The organism is Rhizobium sp. R693 (assembly GCF_002211315.1).
Lineage (GTDB): Bacteria > Pseudomonadota > Alphaproteobacteria > Rhizobiales > Rhizobiaceae > Rhizobium.
Genome location: NZ_LOKY01000012.1, coordinates 287,442 through 307,278, shown reverse-complemented (window position 1 = coordinate 307,278; position 19,837 = coordinate 287,442). Strand labels below are relative to the sequence as shown.

The 19,837-nt window shown below is 62.2% G+C and carries 22 protein-coding genes; 18 read left to right on the top strand and 4 right to left on the bottom strand.

Annotated elements, in window-relative coordinates; all coding sequences use genetic code 11:
- Positions 1–825 (top strand): 4-hydroxy-tetrahydrodipicolinate reductase, encoded by an 825-nt coding sequence (gene dapB / locus ATY79_RS13405; RefSeq protein ID WP_088691004.1) that lies wholly within the window; start codon positions 1–3, stop codon positions 823–825.
- Positions 826–846: 21 nt separating this feature from the next.
- Positions 847–1,482 carry a 2,3-bisphosphoglycerate-dependent phosphoglycerate mutase gene (locus ATY79_RS13400; RefSeq protein WP_088691005.1) on the top strand — a complete coding sequence of 212 codons (636 nt, stop codon included), beginning with the start codon at positions 847–849 and terminating at the stop codon, positions 1,480–1,482.
- A 62-nt stretch (positions 1,483–1,544) separates the two neighbouring features.
- On the opposite strand, the gene ATY79_RS13395 is transcribed toward ATY79_RS13400, so the two are convergent.
- Positions 1,545–1,958 (bottom strand): helix-turn-helix domain-containing protein, encoded by a 414-nt coding sequence (locus ATY79_RS13395; RefSeq protein ID WP_088704121.1) that lies wholly within the window; start codon positions 1,956–1,958, stop codon positions 1,545–1,547.
- An 87-nt stretch (positions 1,959–2,045) separates the two neighbouring features.
- Between ATY79_RS13395 and ATY79_RS13390 the strand changes: the two genes are divergently transcribed.
- Positions 2,046–2,915 carry an oxidoreductase gene (locus tag ATY79_RS13390; RefSeq protein WP_088691007.1) on the top strand — a complete coding sequence of 290 codons (870 nt, stop codon included), beginning with the start codon at positions 2,046–2,048 and terminating at the stop codon, positions 2,913–2,915.
- Positions 2,916–2,967: 52 nt separating this feature from the next.
- Here ATY79_RS13390 and phnF read toward each other — a convergent pair whose 3' ends face one another.
- Positions 2,968–3,699 carry a phosphonate metabolism transcriptional regulator PhnF gene (gene phnF, locus ATY79_RS13385; RefSeq protein ID WP_088691008.1) on the bottom strand — a complete coding sequence of 244 codons (732 nt, stop codon included), beginning with the start codon at positions 3,697–3,699 and terminating at the stop codon, positions 2,968–2,970.
- A gap of 97 nt (positions 3,700–3,796) precedes the next feature.
- On the opposite strand from phnF, the gene phnG reads away from it, so the two are divergent.
- The 7 genes from phnG (at position 3,797) to ATY79_RS13350 (ending at position 9,040) form a co-directional block, all read left to right on the top strand.
- Positions 3,797–4,264 (top strand): phosphonate C-P lyase system protein PhnG, encoded by a 468-nt coding sequence (gene phnG, locus ATY79_RS13380; protein WP_088704120.1) that lies wholly within the window; start codon positions 3,797–3,799, stop codon positions 4,262–4,264.
- The gene (phnH, locus tag ATY79_RS13375) at positions 4,264–4,887 is read left to right on the top strand and encodes a phosphonate C-P lyase system protein PhnH (protein WP_088704119.1); all 624 of its coding nucleotides are present in this window, start codon (positions 4,264–4,266) and stop codon (positions 4,885–4,887) included. Before phnG ends, phnH begins: the two co-directional genes overlap by 1 nt.
- A 3-nt stretch (positions 4,888–4,890) precedes the next feature.
- Positions 4,891–6,000, top strand: a complete 1,110-nt coding sequence (locus ATY79_RS13370) for a carbon-phosphorus lyase complex subunit PhnI (protein ID WP_088704118.1) — start codon at positions 4,891–4,893, stop codon at positions 5,998–6,000.
- Complete coding sequence (locus tag ATY79_RS13365; RefSeq protein WP_088691012.1) at positions 5,997–6,878, top strand: alpha-D-ribose 1-methylphosphonate 5-phosphate C-P-lyase PhnJ; 882 nt, start codon at positions 5,997–5,999, stop codon at positions 6,876–6,878. The genes ATY79_RS13370 and ATY79_RS13365 overlap by 4 nt, the downstream gene beginning before the upstream one ends.
- Positions 6,875–7,651 carry a phosphonate C-P lyase system protein PhnK gene (gene phnK / locus ATY79_RS13360; RefSeq protein ID WP_088691013.1) on the top strand — a complete coding sequence of 259 codons (777 nt, stop codon included), beginning with the start codon at positions 6,875–6,877 and terminating at the stop codon, positions 7,649–7,651. The genes ATY79_RS13365 and phnK overlap by 4 nt, the downstream gene beginning before the upstream one ends.
- 64 nt (positions 7,652–7,715) lie before the next feature.
- Complete coding sequence (gene phnL / locus ATY79_RS13355; RefSeq protein WP_088704117.1) at positions 7,716–8,426, top strand: phosphonate C-P lyase system protein PhnL; 711 nt, start codon at positions 7,716–7,718, stop codon at positions 8,424–8,426.
- Positions 8,423–9,040 (top strand): DapH/DapD/GlmU-related protein, encoded by a 618-nt coding sequence (locus ATY79_RS13350; RefSeq protein ID WP_088691015.1) that lies wholly within the window; start codon positions 8,423–8,425, stop codon positions 9,038–9,040. Before phnL ends, ATY79_RS13350 begins: the two co-directional genes overlap by 4 nt.
- 78 nt (positions 9,041–9,118) lie before the next feature.
- Here ATY79_RS13350 and ATY79_RS13345 read toward each other — a convergent pair whose 3' ends face one another.
- Positions 9,119–9,331 (bottom strand): hypothetical protein, encoded by a 213-nt coding sequence (locus ATY79_RS13345; protein ID WP_088691016.1) that lies wholly within the window; start codon positions 9,329–9,331, stop codon positions 9,119–9,121.
- Positions 9,332–9,621: 290 nt separating this feature from the next.
- Here ATY79_RS13345 and phnC point away from each other — a divergent pair, with 290 nt between their 5' ends.
- The 8 genes from phnC (at position 9,622) to ATY79_RS13305 (ending at position 16,951) form a co-directional block, all read left to right on the top strand.
- A complete protein-coding gene (gene phnC, locus ATY79_RS13340; protein WP_189638018.1) occupies positions 9,622–10,467 on the top strand; it encodes a phosphonate ABC transporter ATP-binding protein in 846 nt (281 codons plus the stop codon).
- A gap of 90 nt (positions 10,468–10,557) precedes the next feature.
- Positions 10,558–11,463 carry a phosphonate ABC transporter substrate-binding protein gene (gene phnD, locus ATY79_RS13335; RefSeq protein ID WP_088704115.1) on the top strand — a complete coding sequence of 302 codons (906 nt, stop codon included), beginning with the start codon at positions 10,558–10,560 and terminating at the stop codon, positions 11,461–11,463.
- Between the two features lie 70 nt (positions 11,464–11,533).
- Positions 11,534–12,502 (top strand): phosphonate ABC transporter, permease protein PhnE, encoded by a 969-nt coding sequence (gene phnE, locus ATY79_RS13330; protein WP_088704114.1) that lies wholly within the window; start codon positions 11,534–11,536, stop codon positions 12,500–12,502.
- Between the two features lie 8 nt (positions 12,503–12,510).
- On the top strand, positions 12,511–13,851 hold the full coding sequence (gene phnE, locus ATY79_RS13325; RefSeq protein ID WP_088704113.1) for a phosphonate ABC transporter, permease protein PhnE: 1,341 nt from the start codon (positions 12,511–12,513) through the stop codon (positions 13,849–13,851).
- A gap of 131 nt (positions 13,852–13,982) precedes the next feature.
- The gene (locus ATY79_RS13320) at positions 13,983–14,678 is read left to right on the top strand and encodes a DUF1045 domain-containing protein (protein ID WP_088704112.1); all 696 of its coding nucleotides are present in this window, start codon (positions 13,983–13,985) and stop codon (positions 14,676–14,678) included.
- 13 nt (positions 14,679–14,691) lie between these two features.
- Entirely contained in the window at positions 14,692–15,831 is a 1,140-nt protein-coding gene (locus ATY79_RS13315; protein WP_088691022.1) for an alpha-D-ribose 1-methylphosphonate 5-triphosphate diphosphatase, read from the top strand.
- Positions 15,828–16,427, top strand: coding sequence for a phosphonate metabolism protein/1,5-bisphosphokinase (PRPP-forming) PhnN (gene phnN, locus ATY79_RS13310; RefSeq protein ID WP_088691023.1), 600 nt, complete (start codon positions 15,828–15,830; stop codon positions 16,425–16,427). The genes ATY79_RS13315 and phnN overlap by 4 nt, the downstream gene beginning before the upstream one ends.
- A gap of 14 nt (positions 16,428–16,441) precedes the next feature.
- Entirely contained in the window at positions 16,442–16,951 is a 510-nt protein-coding gene (locus ATY79_RS13305) for a GrpB family protein (protein ID WP_088704111.1), read from the top strand.
- A 431-nt stretch (positions 16,952–17,382) separates the two neighbouring features.
- Here ATY79_RS13305 and ATY79_RS13300 read toward each other — a convergent pair whose 3' ends face one another.
- Positions 17,383–19,731, bottom strand: coding sequence for a DNA translocase FtsK (locus tag ATY79_RS13300; RefSeq protein WP_088704110.1), 2,349 nt, complete (start codon positions 19,729–19,731; stop codon positions 17,383–17,385).
- Positions 19,732–19,837 lie beyond the last annotated feature (106 nt).

Below are 19,837 nucleotides of genomic sequence, written 5' to 3'. Positions count from 1 at the left end.
ATGAGCGATGCTGCGATGAAACTGGTTGTGGTTGGCGCGGCAGGGCGCATGGGGCAAACGCTTATCCGTCTCATCCACGCCATTGATGGCGTAACGCTGCATGCCGCGGTCGAGCGCACCGGCTCGCCCTTCGTTGGCAGGGACGCCGGCGAGATCGCCGGTCTTGGCGCGAATGGCGTGATCATCGGGGATGATCCGCTGGCCGCGTTTCTCCATGCCGAAGGGGTTCTCGATTTCACGTCGCCCGCCGGCACGGTGGAGTTCGCGGCGCTGGCCGCACAAGCGCGTATTGTTCACGTGATCGGTACGACCGGCTGCTCTGTCGAAGACGATATGAAGATCGCGGCCGCCGCCCGTCACGCCCGGGTCGTCAAATCCGGCAATATGGGGCTCGGCGTGAACTTGCTCAGCGTCCTTGTCGAACAGGCCGCACGTGCGCTGGATCCGACCGATTGGGATATCGAAGTCCTTGAAATGCACCACAAGCGCAAGGTCGATGCGCCCTCGGGCACGGCGCTGCTGCTAGGCGACGCGGCGGCCAAGGGCAGAGGCATCGACCTCGCCTCGAAGTCCGTGCGCGTGCGCGACGGCCACACCGGTCCACGCGAGCAGGGCACCATCGGCTTTGCGACACTGCGCGGCGGCTCGGTTGTCGGCGAGCATTCGGTGATCTTCGCCGGCGAGGGCGAAACCGTGACGATGTCGCACAGCGCCACCGATCGCTCGATCTTCGGCCGCGGCGCCGTCAAGGCAGCGCTCTGGGCACGCGACAAGAAGCCCGGTCTCTATTCCATGCTCGACGTGCTCGGGCTTTCTTCAAAGTAATCTTTTTCGGAGGCATTTTTCATGAGCGGCACTCTCGTCCTCGTTCGTCACGGCCAGAGCGACTGGAACCTCAAGAACCTTTTCACCGGCTGGAAGGACCCTGACCTGACCGAGCTCGGCATTCAGGAAGCCAACACCGGCGGCAAGGCCCTCGTCGACTACGGCATCAAGTTCGACGTCGCCTTCACCTCGGATCTCAAGCGCGCTCAGGACACGCTGAAGATCATTCTCGACAACGTCGGTCAGCCGGACCTCAAGACCTTCAGGGATCAGGCGCTGAACGAGCGCGATTACGGCGATCTCTCCGGCCTCAACAAGGACGACGCCCGCGCCAAGTGGGGCGAAGAGCAGGTTCACATTTGGCGCCGCTCCTACGACGTTCCGCCTCCGGGCGGCGAAAGCCTGCGCGACACCGGCGCCCGCGTCTGGCCTTACTACCTGACGGAAATCCTGCCTCGCGTCCTGCGCGGCGAAAAGGTGCTGGTCGCCGCCCACGGCAACTCGCTGCGCTCTCTGGTCATGGTCCTCGACAAGCTGACCAAGGAACAGATCCTCGGCGTCAACCTCGCGACCGGTGTGCCCATGGTCTACAAGCTCAACGCCGACTCCACCGTCGCTTCCAAGGAAGTGCTCGGCGACATGTCCGGCGCTCACTGATATCGATTGCGCCGCGCATCGTTTGCTGCGCGGCGCTTCGCCGGCCTTGTTGGCACCGGCTTTCAGCCTTTAGACGTGTCCGTAGCCTGAGGCGCCTTTTTTCGCGCCGCCTCGAAATCCGGCAGACGGTTGGCGATCCACTGCCAGAGCGTCACCACCTCCACCAGAAGCTCTCCGCCGAGCGGCGTCAGTTCATATTCCACCCGTGGCGGCACCTGCGGGTAGAGCGTTCGCGTCACCAGCCCGTCGCTCTCAAGCGTCCGCAGCGTCTGCGTCAGCACCTTCTGGCTGATCCCCTCGACCCGTTCCAGAACCCGCGAAAACCGTAAAGGCCCCTTTGCCTCCGCCAGGATGTGCATGACGCGCAGGGGCCATTTGGCGCTGGCGCGTTCCAGCATCTCACGGGCCAACGCATCCTGCGCATCGGTCAGCGTCTCGCAGAAATCGAATGTATCATCGCTCAGGTCAGTTACCATCAGGTATGTATAGCTCTCACGGGTACCTTCTTTCAAGATGAAACCGACTTGCCTATATGGTCTTGCGACGGATCAAGGAGATTTCGGATGTCACAGGTTTGGTTGATTACAGGCAGTTCGCGTGGCCTGGGCAGGGCCCTTGCGCAAGCGGTTCTGGCGGCAGGGCACAAGCTGGTCGCGACCGCGCGCGATCCCTCGCAGCTTCAGGATATCAAGCAGCGCTACGCCGACAATGTCTTGACGATTCCTCTTGATGTGACCGACGAGCAATCGGCTGCATCAGCCGTGAAGGCCGCAGTGCAGACGTTCGGCCGGCTCGACGTGCTCGTCAACAATGCCGGTTATGGCGATGTCGGATCGATCGAGGACACCAGCCTTGCCGATTTCCGCGCCCAGATCGAAACCAACCTGTTCGGAACGATCATCGTCACCAAGGCGGCCCTGCCGTTGATGCGCGAGCAGGGCACCGGTCACATCATCCAGTTTTCCTCCGTCGGCGGCCGCATCGGCCCGGCCGGCCGCGCTCCCTATGCGGCGGCCAAGTGGGGCGTCGAGGGTTTTTCCGAAGTGCTCTCCAGGGAAGTCGGCCCGCTCGGGATCAAGGTGACGATCATCGAGCCCGGCGGCTTCCGGACCGATTTCGCCGGCGCCTCGACCACGCTCCGCGAAGGACGCCCGGAATACGAGGACACCGTCGGCAAGATGGCTCGCTACCAGCGCGATTACAACGGCAAGCAGCCGGGCGATCCCGCAAAGGCAGCCGCTGCGATCATCCATTTGGCCGTTGTCGCAGAACCGCCACTACGCCTGCTGCTTGGCAGCGATGCGGTGCGTGGTGTCGAACAGAACGACGCGGTACGAGCCGAGGAGCATGCGGTCTGGCGCGACCTCAGTGTCTCCACGGATTTCGAGCCCGGCGCCGGCGCCGGAAAGTTCCCTTGGGAAGCGGGGAGATAGCCGCCGGTCTCGTGATCGATGCCGGGGAGCGCTCCTCCGGCATCGGACTGACCTAATTCTCGATCGTGAACTGCACGCGGTCGGCCGCAAACCGACTGATCGCATATTGGACCGGCACGCCTTCGAGGTCGGTGTTGACAGCCTTGGTGATCAGCAGGATCGCGCCGGGCGCCAGATCGAGCGCTGCCGTATCCGCCTCGTCGGCATGGACGGCGGTGATCTCGGTGGTCGCGCGCACATAGTCGGATAATCCAAGCTCGGCAAAGGCCTTGGTGATGGATTCTGTCCGCTGGTAGGCATCGGGCATGCCGCCGAAGCGCCCAGCTGGAAACCACGCCGTCGCGCAGGAGACCGGGCGGCCATCCGCCTTGCGAACCGTTTCCATGCGGATGACAGGCTCGCCTGGCCGAATCTGCAGCCCGCGCGCCACGTCCGCGTCGGCCTTCTCCTCCGAATAGGAAAGCAGCAGCCCGCGCATCTCGCGCGCCTGCTCGCCGATCCCGGCGGTAAAGCGGGTGCGCTTGGTGATCGGAAAGTTCAGGCGCTCCTTGCGCTCGATCAGCGTGCCGCGTCCCTGCACGGCGCGCACGATGCCTTCCTGCGCAAGGGCGGCGATCGCGCTTCTGACTGTATGCCGGTTGACGCCGAACTGCAGCGCCAGAACCGTCTCGGGCGGCACCATGCCGGTCTCGTCATAGGCGCCGGCGCTGATCGCCTGGCGAATGCGGTCGGCGATCTGCCGCCACAGCGCCACGCCCGTCTGTCTTTGTACCTGCCCAGCCATTTTACCCCTTGATGTCACACGCTTGTCATGTCGCCGATTTAAGCGTAACCATATCTTGTATAGTTGTCTATATCAATAGACATTTAAGGATGTGGCGATGACCTTAGCGGAAAAGAATGAGCCGGGGGCAGGGGGGCGCAAGCGCGTCGTCGACCTGCTTGCGCGTGCGGAGCGACAGGAGCTGGTCGAGGCATGGGACAAGCTGGCGGAAAAACCTGCGGCCCAGCCGGTGCGCGGACCGGAAACGGGCCTCGTCATGGTCCGCGGCCGCATGGGCGGCGGCGGTGCGCCGTTCAACCTCGGTGAGGTGACGGTCACCCGCGCCAGCGTGCGCCTTGCATCAGGCACCGTGGGTCACGCCCAGGCGCTCGGCACAAATCGAGAGAAGGCCCGGTTTTCCGCCATCTTCGACGCCCTCTGGCAGGAGCAGGCGACACAATCCTTCGTCGAGCATGCGCTTCTGCAGCCGATCGCCGCACGCGTGGCGGATGCCGATCGCCGCAAGGCCGATGAGACTGCGGCAACCCGCGTCGATTTCTTCACCATGGTTCGCGGAGACGACTGATGAGCCTCAAGACGGAAGCCCCCAGGAATGATGCGTTGGCCGGCGGCTTTGCCGAGCCGGTCTTCCACGCCCAGAGCGTCTTCAAGCTGATGATGGATGCGATGGCCCGTCCGGGCACGATCCAGACGGTCGCCCCCGACGCCCTGCCGCCGGCGCCCCTCGGCGTTGCGGGCGGCGCGATCGCGCTGACGCTCTGCGATCACGACACCCCGGTCTGGCTGTCATCAGGGCTCGCAAAATCCGCCGTGCCGCAATGGCTTGGCTTCCACACCGGTGCGCCTGTCACGCCGGAGAAGGCCGAAGCGCGCTTCGCCTTCGTCGACGCCGGAACGCCGCTGTCGTCCTTCGGTCTCTTTGCCGCCGGCACCCAGGAATATCCGGACCGTTCGACGACGCTGGTCATCGAACTGGCTGATATCGAAGGTGGCCGCAAGCTGGCGCTGATGGGTCCCGGCATCAAGACCGTGACCGACATCGCGCCGCTTGGCCTGCCCGATACCTTCTTGCGCCTCTGGACGGAGAACCGCGCCCTCTTCCCGCGCGGCATCGACATCGTGCTGACCTCGGGCAGCCGTTTTCTCTGCCTGCCCCGCACCACCAAGATCACCGCAACGGAGATGTGACCCATGTATGTTGCTGTCAAAGGGGGCGAGGCCGCCATTGCCAACGCTCATCGCCTGCTGGCGGATCGCCGTCGCGGCGACCGTACGTTGCCGGCTATCGGTATCGACCAGATCGTGGCGCAGCTGGCGCTGGCCGTCGATCGCGTCATGGCCGAAGCCTCGCTTTACGATCGCACGCTTGCCGCTCTCGCCGTCCGCCAGTCGCGTGGCGACGTGATTGAAGCGATCTTCCTGCTCCGCGCCTACCGCACGACGCTGCCGCGCTTTGGCTATAGCAAGCCGATCGACACCGCCCATATGAAGATCGAGCGCCGCGTCTCTGCCACCTACAAGGATCTGCCCGGCGGCCAGCTGCTCGGCCCGACCTTCGACTACACGCATCGCCTCCTAGACCCATCGCTGCTATCAGACGAAGCCGTCGAGGAACCGACGCTTCGCGAAGCGGAAACCGGCCGCGTCATGCGCGTTTCGGAAATCCTCGAGCAGGAAGGCCTGATCGAGGGCGATGGCGAAATGCCCGAGGATCACGAGATCGGTGACCTCACGCGCGAGCCTATGGAATTCCCGATGACCCGCGATCTGCGCCTGCAGGCGCTGGCCCGCGGTGATGAAGGTTTCCTCCTGGCGCTCGGCTATTCCACGCAGCGCGGCTACGGTCGCAACCATCCCTTCACCGGCGAGATCCGCATCGGTGAGGTCGAGGTCGAATTCGATGTTCGCGAACTCGGCTTCGCTGTCTCGCTCGGCACCATCCAGGTCACCGAATGCCAGATGGTCAACCAGTTCAAGGGTTCGTCCAAGGCGCCGCCGCAGTTCACCCGCGGCTACGGCCTCGTCTTCGGCCAGAGCGAGCGCAAGGCAATGTCCATGTCGCTCGTTGATCGTGCACTGCGCGCCGAAGAACTCGGCGAGGACATCACCGCCCCGGCGCAGGACGAGGAATTCGTCATCTCGCATGCCGACAACGTGCAGTCGACCGGCTTCGTCGAGCATCTGAAGCTGCCGCACTACGTCGACTTCCAGGCGGAACTCGATCTGGTCCGTCGCATGCGCCACGAATTCGAAGCCAACCGCACCGGCGGCGACGATACCATCAAGGAGGCTGCGGAATGACCGATCTGGCCACGTACAATTTCGGCTATCTCGACGAACAGACGAAGCGCATGATCCGCCGCGCGATCCTGAAGGCGATCGCCATCCCCGGCTACCAGGTGCCCTTCGCCTCGCGCGAAATGCCGATGCCTTACGGCTGGGGCACCGGCGGCGTGCAGGTCACGGCCTCGATCATCGGCCCGGATGATGTGCTGAAGGTCATCGACCAAGGCGCCGACGATACGACCAACGCGGTCTCGATCCGCGCCTTCTTCCAGAAGGTCGCCAATGTCGCGGTGACGACGCACACCAAGGAAGCGACGATCATCCAGACCCGCCACCGCATCCCGGAAGAAAAGCTCGGGACCAATCAGGTGCTGGTCTACCAGGTGCCGATCCCCGAGCCGCTGCGCTTCCTCGAGCCGCGCGAGATCGAAACCCGCAAGATGCACGCGCTTGAGGAATACGGCCTCATGCATGTGAAGCTCTACGAGGACATCGCGCACAACGGCCGCATCTCCAAGACCTACGCCTATCCGGTCAAGGTCGCCGGCCGCTACGTCATGGATCCGTCGCCGACGCCGAAGTTCGACAATCCGAAAATGCACATGTCGGATGCGCTGCAGCTCTTCGGGGCAGGGCGCGAGAAGCGCATCTATGCCGTTCCGCCCTATACCGAAGTCGTCAGCCTCGATTTCGAGGATTATCCCTTCGAGATCCAGCGCTTCGGCAAGCCGTGCGCGCTCTGCGGCGCAGAAGAGGTCTATCTCGACGAGGTCATCCTCGACGACAAGGGCGGGCGCATGTTCGTCTGCTCTGACACCGACCATTGCGAAGACCGCCGCGCCCGCGGGCATGCCGGCGAGATGTTGGCACCCAGTCAGGAGGCCGCCGAATGAGCGACACCCCGCTTCTCAAAGTCAATGACGTCTCGAAGTTCTACGGCAACCGCATCGGCTGCCGCAACGTCTCCTTCGAGCTCTGGCCCGGCGAAGTGCTCGCCATCGTCGGTGAATCCGGCTCAGGCAAGACCACGCTGCTCAACTGCATCTCGACTCGCCTGATGCCGACAACGGGCAGCGTCGAATATCACATGCGCGACGGCGCCTATCGCGACCTCTACCGCATGAACGAGGCCGAGCGCCGCTTCCTGATGCGCACCGACTGGGGTTTCGTGCATCAGAATCCGGCTGACGGCCTGCGTATGACGGTCTCGGCCGGTGCCAATGTCGGCGAACGCCTGATGGCGATCGGCGACCGTCACTACGGCAACATCCGCTCCACGGCCATCGACTGGCTGCAGCGCGTCGAAATCGACGAAGGCCGTATCGACGATCAGCCGCGTGCCTTCTCCGGCGGCATGCGTCAGCGCCTGCAGATTGCTCGCAACCTGGTGACCGGCCCGCGCCTGGTCTTCATGGACGAGCCGACCGGCGGCCTTGACGTCTCGGTGCAGGCCCGCCTGCTCGATCTTGTGCGCGGCCTCGTCAATGATCTCGGCCTTGCCGCGATCATCGTCACCCACGACCTCGCCGTCGCGCGCCTGCTGTCGCACCGCATGATGGTGATGAAGGATGGTCATGTCATCGAGCACGGGCTGACCGATCGCGTCCTCGACGATCCGCGCGAGCCGTACACGCAACTCCTCGTTTCCTCCATCCTGCAGGTCTGATCGCGAATGCTGTTCCGACTCCGGCTACCGGTGTCGGCGGCAAGCGAAACTAAGGAAAGAAATCATGGCAACGCCACTCGTTGTTTCTGAAGTCGTCAAGAGCTTCACCATGCACCTGCGCGACGGCATCAAGCTGCCGGTCGTTTCGGATGTATCCTTTTCCGTCGCATGCGGGGAATGCGTCGTCCTCGAGGGCCCGTCGGGCATCGGCAAGAGCTCGCTGCTGAAGATGATCTACGGCAACTATGCCGTGGATAGCGGCCAGATTCTCATTAAGCATCACGACAAGATCGTCGATCTGGCAACGGCGGACCCGCGCACGGTGATCGACGTGCGCCGTCATACGCTCGGCTATGTCAGCCAGTTCCTGCGCACCGTTCCGCGTGTCGCGGCCATCGACGTGGTGGCCGAGCCGCTGGTCGCCCGCGGTGAGAAAGCTGAAACGGCGCGCGAGAAGGCGGCAAACCTTCTCTCGAAGCTGAACCTGCCGGAAGCGCTCTGGCAGCTTCCGCCCGCCACCTTCTCCGGCGGCGAGCAGCAGCGCGTCAACATCGCCCGCGGCTTCATCACCGAGCACACCGTCCTGCTGCTCGATGAGCCGACCGCCTCGCTCGACGCCAGGAACCGCGCCCTCGTCGTCGGCATGATCGAGGAAAAGAAGAAGGCGGGCGTCGCCCTTCTCGGCATCTTCCACGATGAAGAGGTGCGCGAGGCCGTCGCCGACCGCATTCTCGACGTCCAGAAATTCTCGCCGCGAAATGCGATCGCCGCATGAGCCGCAAGATTGGCCTCGAGCCCTATTTCCACGAAACAGCATCGGTGAAGAACGCCACCTTCGGTCGCTTCACGGAGGTCTCGGAGCGTTGCCGCATGGAGGAAGTCGAGTTCGGCGACTATTCCTATGTCATGCAGGACGGTGCGATATGGTGCGCGACGATCGGCAAGTTCGTCAACATCGCCGCCTCGGTGCGGATTAATGCCACCAACCATCCGACCTGGCGCGCAACGCTGCATCACTTCACCTATCGCGCCGCCGATTATTGGCCGGATGCCGATATGGAGGCCGACTTCTTCGAATGGCGCCGCTCCAACCGCGTCGTCATTGGCCATGACGTCTGGATCGGCCACGGGGCCACCATCCTGCCCGGCGTCAAGGTCGGCAACGGCGCCGTCATCGGTGCCGGCGCGGTCGTCTCCAAGGATGTCGCTGCCTACACCATCGTCGGCGGCGTCCCCGCCAAGCTGATCCGCGAGCGGTTCCCGAAAGAGGTCGGCGAACGCATGGACAAGCTCGCCTGGTGGGATTGGGAGCATGATCGCCTGCGGGTCGCCCTGCAGGACTTCCGGAACCTCAGCGTCGAAGATTTTCTCGCCCGCTACGAGCAGTGACCGAAGCCCTTGAGTTCGCTCAGGGGCTTTTCTCTTCGGTCCACGAAGGCAGCCCCACGCGAAAAGCCAGGCTTTGGTCTACGGATTTGGGTTCTTCGCCAACTGCCATTCACCGGTCTCGTCCGGCTCGACGCGTTTGTTGCCGCGGTAGAAGATCGGCTGTCCGGTCTTCTTGTCCATCGAGAAGCGGCTCGGCGTGAACTTTTCGCTCTCGTGTCCACGGATGGCGAGACTGAGCGCCTCTTTGAACTTCCCGTCTTTGCACAGGCTTTTGAAGAGTGCCTGATCCATCGCTTTACTCCAGTATCCCCGATATCCGTTGAATTGCCTGCCATCGACCGGTGATCGGGTCAACTGCAATGACGATACCTCGCGTACCGACTTCGTGTGCAATCGCTCAGCCCCAGCTGCGATTGGCAGGTTCTCGTCGCTATTGTTTATCCGGCACACGACCGCGGCTGGATCCGATGTCCGTCAAAGGCTCGATTATGACAGTCCTTACACAAAACTGACATTGGAGCTTCATCAAGCAGGACTAATGCACTCCCTCATATCGCCTTTGGACTATGAGGAAGAGCATGATGTTCGAGCTGAAGAATGTCACCCGCCGTTTCGGAAAGAAGACCGCCGTCGATTCCGTTACGCTCGACATTCCTCAGGGCCAGATGGTCGGCATCATCGGACGTTCCGGTGCGGGCAAGTCCACGCTTCTGCGCATGATCAACCGCCTGCAGGAGCCGACATCGGGCTCGATCCATTTCGCCGGTGTCAAGGTATCCAGCCTTGGCGGCCAAGCGCTACGCAACTGGCAGCGCGATTGCGCGATGATCTTCCAGCAATTCAATCTCGTTCCGCGTCTCGACGTGCTGACAAACGTCATGCTCGGCCGTCTCAATCATCGCTCCACCGCGATGAGCCTGCTTGGTCTCTTCAGCCGCGAGGAGCGCATCCACGCGATTGCCGCCCTTGAGCGCCTCGGCATCGAGCAGACGGCCTTGCAGATGGCGGGCACACTGTCGGGTGGCCAGCAGCAGCGCGTGGCGATTGCCCGCGCCCTGATGCAGAACCCGAAGATGGTGCTCGCCGACGAGCCGATCGCCTCGCTTGATCCGCTCAACGCCAAGATCGTCATGGACGCACTGCGCGACATCAACGAGCGCGAAGGCATCACCGTCATCACCAATCTTCATACACTCGATACCGCCCGCAACTACTGCGAACGCATCGTCGGCATGGCTGCTGGCCGCGTCGTGTTCGACGGCAAGCCCTCCGAACTGACGGCTGAAGCCGTCAAACAGATTTACGGCACCGACAAGGATGGCGCCGGCATCGACGAGACGATGACCTCGACCTCGATCAACATTCCCGCGGCTGCCGCCGCCAATCAATCCGCCGGCTTGCAACCGCTGGCGCTGGCCGGTCTCTGAGAGGGGCGGCCTCGATCGTAAGCCCGCGTTATGGGCGCACGTCTTCTTAACCAGGGATCGCCGGGAAGACCGGTCAATCAGGAGAGTACCATGTTGAAGAAAGCACTCTTTGCCGCGACGGCGCTGTTTGCGCTTGCCGGCGTTTCGCATGCTGCAGACCTCAAGGAATTCCGCATTGGTATTCTCGGTGGCGAAAACGAAGCCGATCGCCTGCGTAACTACGCTTGCCTGGCTGACCACCTGAAGACCGAATTCGGCTTCGAGAAGGTTTCGCTCTTCCCGGCTGCCGACTATGACGGCGTTATCCAGGGTCTTCTCGGCGGCACGCTCGACTTCGCAGAACTCGGCGCTTCGGGCTACGCTGCGATCGCCATCAAGAACGACAAGGCTGTCACCCCGATCCTGACGACCGTTCAGAAGGACGGTTCGACGGGCTACCACTCGATCGGTCTCGCTCTGAAGTCCTCGGGCATCAAGGACATCAAGGACGCCAAGGGCAAGAAGCTCGGCTACGCCGATCCGGACTCCACCTCGGGCTACCTGATCCCGCTGACGCAGATCCCGAAGGACACTGGCATGCCGAATGACCAGTACTTCGCTTCCACGCAGTTCAACGGCGGCCACGAGAACAACCTTCTCGCTGCCTATGACGGCAAGGTCGATATCGCTGTTGACGACTCCTCCGGCATCGGCGATTTCAAGGACGGCTACACGTCCGGCACCTTCCGCAAGGCTGTCGACAAGGGCACCGTAGATCCGAACAAGCTCGTCGAAGTCTGGCGTTCGCCCCTGATCCCGAACGGCCCGCTCGTTGTTCGCAACGAACTCGGCGCTGATTGGCAGGCAAAGCTCACCGACTTCTTCATGAAGCTCCCGGCAAAGGACGCCAAGTGCTTCGCAGCCATCGAAGGCGGCGATTACCAGGGCTACACCAAGGTTCAGCCTGACTTCTACAACGCCATCATCGATGCTCGTAAGGCTGCCATCGGCGGTTGATCGATCCTGACGGTTGAAGGGCGGCCGTAACAAGCCGCCCTTTTTGTTGCGAAGAAAGCGGACATCGTTCATGACTTTTGCCGATCCCAACGCACACGCGCCGGCCCAGCAAAGCGCCCGTGAAATCGGTGACGCCTGGAGCAAGATGGTGGCCCGCCGCCGCTTCTATACCGGCCTTGGGCTGGTGATCCTGCTTGCCGCTTTCATCGCCTCCGTGCGGTTTGCCGATGAAAGCAATGCCGGCCATTTCCTCGAGCGCCTGCCGCATCTCTTCGATTTTTTGAGCTGGCTCATTCCCAAGGATTGGAATGACGTCTGGCGCGCCCTGTTGGATATCGCAAACGCGACCCAGAAGACCGGTGAAGAGTATAATTTCGCCCAGGGTCGCGTCTATGTCTGGGACGGCTTCTATATCCCCGAATATTTCGAGCTGATGATCATCACGATCAACGTCGCGCTCGTTTCGACGATCATCGGCTTCATCTTCGCCGTGCCGCTGAGCTTTCTCGTGGCCCGCAATCTGGCGCCGTCCAATCCGCTGCGCATCATCGCCAAGCGTCTGACGGAACTCCTCCGCGCGTTCCCCGAGATTGTTATCGCAGGCCTGTTTTCCGCCATCCTGTCGATCGGTCCGGTTGCCGCGATCATTGCAGTCGGCCTGCACACCATCGGTGCGCTCGGCAAACTTTTCTATGAAGTTGTCGAAAACATCGACATGAAGCCGGATGAAGGCATGAAAGCCGTCGGCGCCAGCTGGTCGGAGCGCGTCCGCTTCGCTGCCCTGCCGCAGGTCATGCCGAACTTCGTCTCCTACGCGCTGCTGCGCCTGGAGATCAATGTCCGCGCCTCCACCATCATCGGTGCGGTCGGCGGCGGCGGTATCGGTGAGGAGTTGAAGCTCTCCATCTCGCGCGGTTTCGGCGCCAAGACGATGGCTCTCGTTCTCCTGCTCTTCATCACCATCGTTGCGGTCGACCAGTTCTCCGCATGGCTGCGCCGCCGCCTCGTCGGTGAGCACGCCTTCCTTTTGCAGCATTGAGGTCCGCCATGACGGTGATCGACGCCAACCGGATGCACGAGATCGAGCAGCGTTATCCGGAGTATTTCAAACGTTCCTTCCGGCAGCGCTTCGGCGGCCTGATGATCGTGATCGCGACGCTTGTCTATGGGCTTTACGCAACCTGGTTCTTCGACCTGCCGAAGCTGCTTGCCGATGCCCATTGGGAGCGTGTCGGCCTCTATCTCAGCCAGTGGGTAAGCTATGACGTGCAGCCCGAATTGCGCATTGGCGATGACGGCATCACGGTCAAATATCCGCGTTTCTCGCCGCTCGGCGACAACCCGCATCCGGATTGGGTCATCAACAATCCGGATGGCAGCGTCACGGTTTCGGTCAGCGGCACAAGCCGCAGCGTTACCATCTCCAAAACGGAGACGACGGTGACCGCCCACGGCATCAGCGTGCCGGTGGAAGTCTCCAGCGGCGCACCGAAGCTCGTCGGCCCCGTGCCGAGCTGGATGACGGTCTACGACGACAACGTCCTAGCCGACCTGGGCTTTGCCGGCGACGTCAGCATTTCGGTCGATCGCGTCAAGGTGCGCAAGCGCTTCCTCGGCTGGGCGAATTTCGTTTTCGACACCCAATCGCCATTCTTCGGCAAGCCGGCGAGCAAGGTCATCAGCCTGATCGTTTCGGGACCGGAACTGAAGCCCGGCCAATCCAACCTGTCGCTTGCCTTCGATAATATCTGGCACAACAGCGCCTGGCAGCACGGCGACGTCTGGACAAAACTGTTCCAGACCATCGTGATGGCTTTCCTGGGGACGCTGCTCGGTGCATTGTTCGCTTTTCCGCTGGCGTTTCTTGCAGCGCGCAACATCACCCCGAACAAGGTGCTGAATCAGGTCCTGAAGCGCTTCTTCGACTTTCTGCGCTCGGTCGACATGCTGATCTGGGCACTCTTTCTGACCCGCGCCTTCGGTCCCGGTCCTCTGGCTGGGTCCGGCGCGATTTTCCTCACCGAAACGGGCACGCTCGGCAAGCTCTATTCAGAAGGCCTGGAGAACGTCGACAACAAGCCGCGCGAAGGCATCAAATCGACCGGTGCGTCCACCGTACTCACGCATCGCTACGGCATTATTCCACAGGTCGTCCCTGTTTTCGTCAGCCAGACCCTCTACCAATGGGAGTCGAATGTTCGTGGCGCCACCATTATCGGCGCGGTTGGCGCGGGTGGTATCGGCCTCAAGCTTTGGGAAGCGATGCGCACCAACGCCAACTGGGAAAACGTCGCCTATATGGTGCTGTTGATCCTCATTGTCGTCTTCCTGTTCGACATGGCCTCGAACGCGCTGCGCCATCGATTGATGGGCACCAAGGCACACTGAAAAAGCGCAGGATCGTTCCGGATCATCATCATTCTGTCACGGAAATCTTTTAGCCGGAAGCCAGCTTGCGGTGGCGGTCAAATCACTGAACACTACAATCCGCATTCGGAACGATTCCCAGGATACGAGCCTTGCGCTACGCACTCTATTTCACGCCGCCGAAGGACGATCCTTTGAACGGCACGGCCGCGCTCTGGCTCGGCCGCGATGCCTTCACCGGCGAAACTTACCCGGCTCCTGATCATCCGGACCTGCCGGCCGCCGAGCAGTTCGAGCTGACCGCCGATCCTCGCCGCTACGCTTTCCACGCGACGATCAAGGCGCCCTTCCATCTGGCAGCCTCCGTCACCGAGAAGGACCTGATCCAGGTTGTTGAGGATTTTGCCGCCCGCACGTCGGCCTTCGAGATTCCCGAGCTGGTGCTTGGGCAACTGGGTAAATTCTTTGCGTTGGTGCCCGCTTTTCTGCATCCGCCGCTTCAGGATTTTGCTGCCACGGTGGTAAAATCCTTCGAGCCGTTTCGCGCCGCCTTGTCGGATGCCGATGTCGCGCGCCGCAATCCGGAAAGACTAAGCGAGAGCCAGAGGACCAATCTGTTGCGCTGGGGCTATCCCTATGTGATGGATGACTTCGGGTTTCATATGACGCTGACCGGCCAGGTGCCGCAGGAGCGTGCCGGCATAATGAAGGCCATTCTGGCGGAGCGTTTCGCCGCCTTTACTGGCCGGCCGCTCCCGATCACCGGCCTTGCCGTTTTCGTTGAGGAGGCGCGCGGCGCTCCGTTTACAGCCCATTCCTGGTGGCCGCTTGCCGGCGCGAAAAACTGAGAGACCATATTCAATGACCAAAGAAACCGTCTTCTCCAACGCTCGCATTGTCCTCGAGGATGAAATCATCGAAGGCTCGGTCCTCGTCCGCGACGGCAAGATTGCCGATATCTCGACAGGCAACTCGCATGTCGGTGAGGATTTCGAAGGCGACTACCTGATCCCTGGTCTCGTCGAGCTCCACACCGACCATCTCGAAGGCCACTATTCGCCGCGCCCGGGCCTGCGCTGGCACAAGACGGCGGCGATCCAGGCGCATGATGCCCAGATCGTCACATCCGGCATCACCACGGTCTTCGATTGCCTGCGCATGGGCGCAGACGAGGATGGCGGCTTCGAGCACGGCGAGATGCGCGAGATGGCCGATGCGATCCAGAAGGCCGAGCAGGAAGGCCGTTTGCGGGCTGAACATCTGCTTCACCTGCGCTGCGAGGTCTCCGCTGACAACGTGCTGCAGCACTTCTCCGATTTCGAAAACGATCCCTACGTCCGTCTTGTCTCGCTGATGGACCACGCGCCTGGCCAGCGGCAGTTCCAGACGATGGACCAGTACATCTTCTACTACCAGAAGAAGCGCGGTCTCTCCGATGCCGAGTTCGCCAAGTTCGTCGATCGCCGCGTGACGGAGTCCGAGCGCAACTCGACGCCGCATCGCGCGGCCATTTCCAGGGTCTGCGCTGAGCGTGGCATTACCGTCGCCAGTCACGACGACGCAACGCTCGCCCATGTCGACGAAGCCATCGAAAATGGCGTTCGCCTCGCCGAATTCCCGACCAGCTTCGACGCTGCCAAGGCGTCGCACGAGCATGGCATGAGCGTGCTGATGGGCGCCCCGAACATCGTTCGCGGCAAGTCGCACTCCGGCAACATTGCCGCCCGTGATCTCGCCGAACACGGCGTTCTCGACGTGCTGTCCTCCGACTACGTCCCGCTCAGCCTCCTCTACGCGCCCTTCCTGATCGCCGACGAAGTCGAGAGCATTTCGCTGCCGAAGGCGATCGCCATGGTCACTGCTACTCCGGCCCGCGCCGTCAGCCTCAACGACCGCGGCCGCATCGCCACCGGCCTGCGCGCCGATCTCGTCCGGGTCTTCCGTGACCACGGCGTGCCGGTCACCCGTTCTGTTTGGCGTGAAGGGCGCCGTGTCGCATGAACCCGTCGCACGAACCTCACATCGTTCCGGGCACCGAACGCGGCATCATGGTCGTGGTCGTTGGTCCGAGCGGTGCCGGCAAGGACACGTTGATGGCGCTGGCCGCCAAGCACTTCCGGGGTCGTCCAGAGGTGCATTTCGTCCGCCGCGTCATCACCCGTCACACCCATGCCGGCGGCGAGCAGCATCTCGCCGTGTCGGACCAGGGCTTTGCGTCGATGGAACAGGCCGGAAGTTTTGCGGTCTGGTGGGAAGCACACGGCCTGAAATATGGCATTCCAGCCGAGGTGTCGGTGTCGCTCGCTCAGGGAAATTTGGTTATCGCCAATGGTTCGCGCTCGGCGCTTCACCATTTCAAGGCCGCTTTCCCGCGGCTCAAGGTCATCAATGTGACGGCGACCGCCGAGGTGCTGGCCAGCCGTCTGGAAGCGCGCGGCCGCGAGACGCATGAAGACATCATGGCGCGTCTCGCCCGTGGCCCGCTGACGGTGCGTGGCGATTACGACGTGACCGACGTCGACAACAGCGGTTCGCTGGAAGACGGCGAGCGCAGGATCGTGGATGCGCTGAACGGCTTCCTCGCGGAAGTGGCATAGGATCGGGAGGTACGATGGCCATCGTTGTCGTTGCTTACAATCCCGAGTGGCCACAGCTTTTCGACGAGGTCAAAGCAGAGCTGCATCCGGTACTATCCGATTTGGCACCGGTTTTTCATCATGTCGGTAGCACATCGGTCCCTGGTCTTGCCGCGAAGCCCAAGATCGATCTGCACGCTGCTTTCCGCAATGAGGATGGGTTGCTGACCGCGATCGAGCGGGTAAAAGACCTCTCCGCCTACACGTTTCACGGTGACAAATACAACGACCAGAGCTGGACCTTCACCAGCGGCAAGGGCTCCTACGGCGCGCGGCTCTATCTCTGTTCATCCGATAACCACGTGCTCCGCGATCGCATCGTTTTCCGCGACTACTTGCGGGCGCATCCCCAGCGGGCGCAAGCATACGCCGCGCTGAAGCTTCGCCTGATGAGCGAGGCGAACGACGATTGGGCCTACTACACCGGCGGCAAGACCGACTTCGTACGCGAGACCTTACGTCTCGCGGCTGGCGAGGCGGACTGATCCGCGGTGCAATTTTGTTGTGCGTGGAAAAAATCGAATGAACTTTCAGTGATTTGAACAAACTGTTCTTCCCCGCCGATCCCCGCGCAAATGATCTGCGGCACACTGATGACGTCATTGGACAGGGAGCCGGGTCGCGAACCGGATCTGACAAAATTGGTCGAAATCCGGCGTTCGATAATCATTGCAGGAGAGGGATCGTAGGCCGTCAGGACCGGCGATCCACCGCAACGGAAGGGCCGAGAGACGCTCCTGTCGGCCTGGAAGAGTGGGGACTCGATGCGATCGGGCAGGCGGCGCCGCCTGACAATCCACATCTACCACGACGTCGCCTGCCCATTCCCAGCAAGCCCAAGCCGTACCGGATCACTCTTCGGCGCGGACATCACTGCTGGCGGCGGCACCCGTTCTGGGATGTCACAGCCACTGCGTTATTCGCCTTCGCCGCGTCCAGCCACGATCTCGCGCTTGCCGACATGATTTGCCGGGCCAACGAGACCTTCCTTTTCCATGCGCTCGACGAGCGAAGCCGCACGGTTGTAGCCGATGCCAAGACGGCGCTGGATGTAGGAGGTCGAGCACTTCTTGTCACGCATCACGACCTTGACCGCCTGCTGGTAAAGCTCGTCGCCGTCTTCGGAGCCCATGGCGCTCTTGTCGAAGACTGCGTTGTCCTCTTCTTCGCCGGCCTCGTCTTCCTCGTCAGCTGTAACGGTGTCGAGATACTCCGGCCGACCCTGCGTCTTCAGGTGCGCGACGACCTTCTCCACCTCGGCATCCGAAACAAATGGTCCGTGTACGCGCGAAATCCGCCCGCCGCCCTGCATGTGCAGCATGTCGCCCTGGCCGAGCAGCTGTTCGGCTCCCTGTTCGCCAAGAATAGTGCGGCTGTCGATCTTCGACGTCACCTGGAAGGATATCCGCGTCGGGAAGTTCGCCTTGATGGTGCCGGTGATGACGTCGACCGACGGGCGCTGCGTCGCCATGATCAGGTGGATGCCGGCGGCGCGCGCCATCTGCGCCAGGCGCTGGATCGCCCCTTCGATTTCCTTGCCGGCGACCATCATCAGGTCGGCCATCTCGTCGACGATGACGACGATGTAAGGCATCGGCGTCAGATCCATCTCCTGTTGCTCCTCGATCGGAGCGCCCGTGCTTCTGTCGAAGCCGGTCTGGACCATGACGTGGATGGTCTCGCCCTTGTCGCGCGCCTGCGCCACGCGGCTGTTGTAGCCGTCGATATTGCGCACGCCGAGGCGCGACATCTTGCGATAGCGATCCTCCATCTCGCGTACCGCCCACTTCAGCGCCATGACGGCCTTCTTCGGGTCGGTGACGACAGGTGTCAAAAGGTGCGGGATGCCGTCATAGACGGAGAGTTCCAGCATCTTCGGATCGACCATGATCAGGCGGCACTGTTCCGGCGACATGCGGTAGAGCAGCGACAGGATCATCGTGTTGATGGCGACGGACTTGCCCGAACCGGTGGTGCCGGCGACGAGCAAATGCGGCATCTTCGCGAGCTCTGCGATGACGGGTTCGCCGCCGATCGTCTTGCCGAGGCCGAGCGCAAGCTTGTAGCCGCTTTTCTCGAAATCCTGGCTTTCGATCATCTCACGGAAGTAGACGGTTTCGCGCAGCGCGTTCGGCAGTTCGATACCGATGACGTTGCGGCCGGGAACCACGGCAACACGCGCCGACAGCGCCGACATCGAACGGGCGATATCGTCGGCCAAGCCGATGACGCGGGAGGACTTGACGCCCGGTGCCGGCTCGAACTCGTAAAGTGTGACGACGGGGCCGGGGCGGACATGGATGATCTCGCCCTTGATACCGAAATCCTCGAGCACGCTTTCGAGAAGGCCGGCATTCTGCTCCAGCGTCTCCTGCGACATGATCTCGCCGACACGCTCCGGCGGTTCCTGCAGCAGCGAATGTGAGGGGAATTCGTAGCCGGAGGCATCGACCCTCGAGGGCACGATCTTCGGCGCGGCAAAGCGCGGCGCCGGAGCGAGCGGCTGGGGAGCCTGCGCGCGAACCGGCAGCGGAGCGATCGGCTGCGTCTTCGGCTGGACTGCCGCCGCTTCTTCTACGCGGGTCCGCTCGGTCGCGACCGGGCTCTGTGTTGCGCGGCCGCGCGTCAAACTGCCAGCCGGCGCGACGGGTGGCGGGGCGACCGGCTCAGGCATCGGTGCAACGGCGATTGCCTGATGTTGCCGACCTGGTCGCCACTCCATGACGCGGAACCGGCTGATGATCGATTCGGGGCTGACTTCCGGCCGCGGCAATGAAATCTGAGGCAGTAGGATCGGTTCGGCTACCGCTTCCTCGAAGGCCATGACCTCCCAGAACGCGAAGTCCGAGATGGCAGCCAGTTCAGTGGATGCACGGACAATAGTCTCGGTTTCAGGCTCGACCGACATCACTGGCGATACAGCCACAGCCGGCGGCACTTCGATCGTAAGGGGGATCTCGGCTTCATAGACCTCGAGTGGGACGTTGGCGACAACAGGCGCCGCCGGCGCCACGCTCGCGCCGATTTCGGCCGCAACGCGTTCCTGCAGCGCAAGAGGCGGCGTGTGGACGGCTGGCGCCGGCACGCGCTTCGGATTGATCAGATTCTCGGGCGTGCGGGTGAACCGCACATTCGGAGCCAGTGAAAAATTGCTCTGCCAGATTGGTGCCGTAGGCTTCTCGCCTGCGTATTCCTGCAGCTGTTCACCTTCGACTTCCGCGGAAATCTCCTCGGCCCCTGTCAGATTGGTTCTAGGAAAGCGCATACGACCGCTACTCACTCATGATTAGCAACTAATATCCGCTCTCGAATTAGGAAATGAAGGTTAATAAGTTCCTTCCATCCACACCATCGGTCGATGAAAAATATAA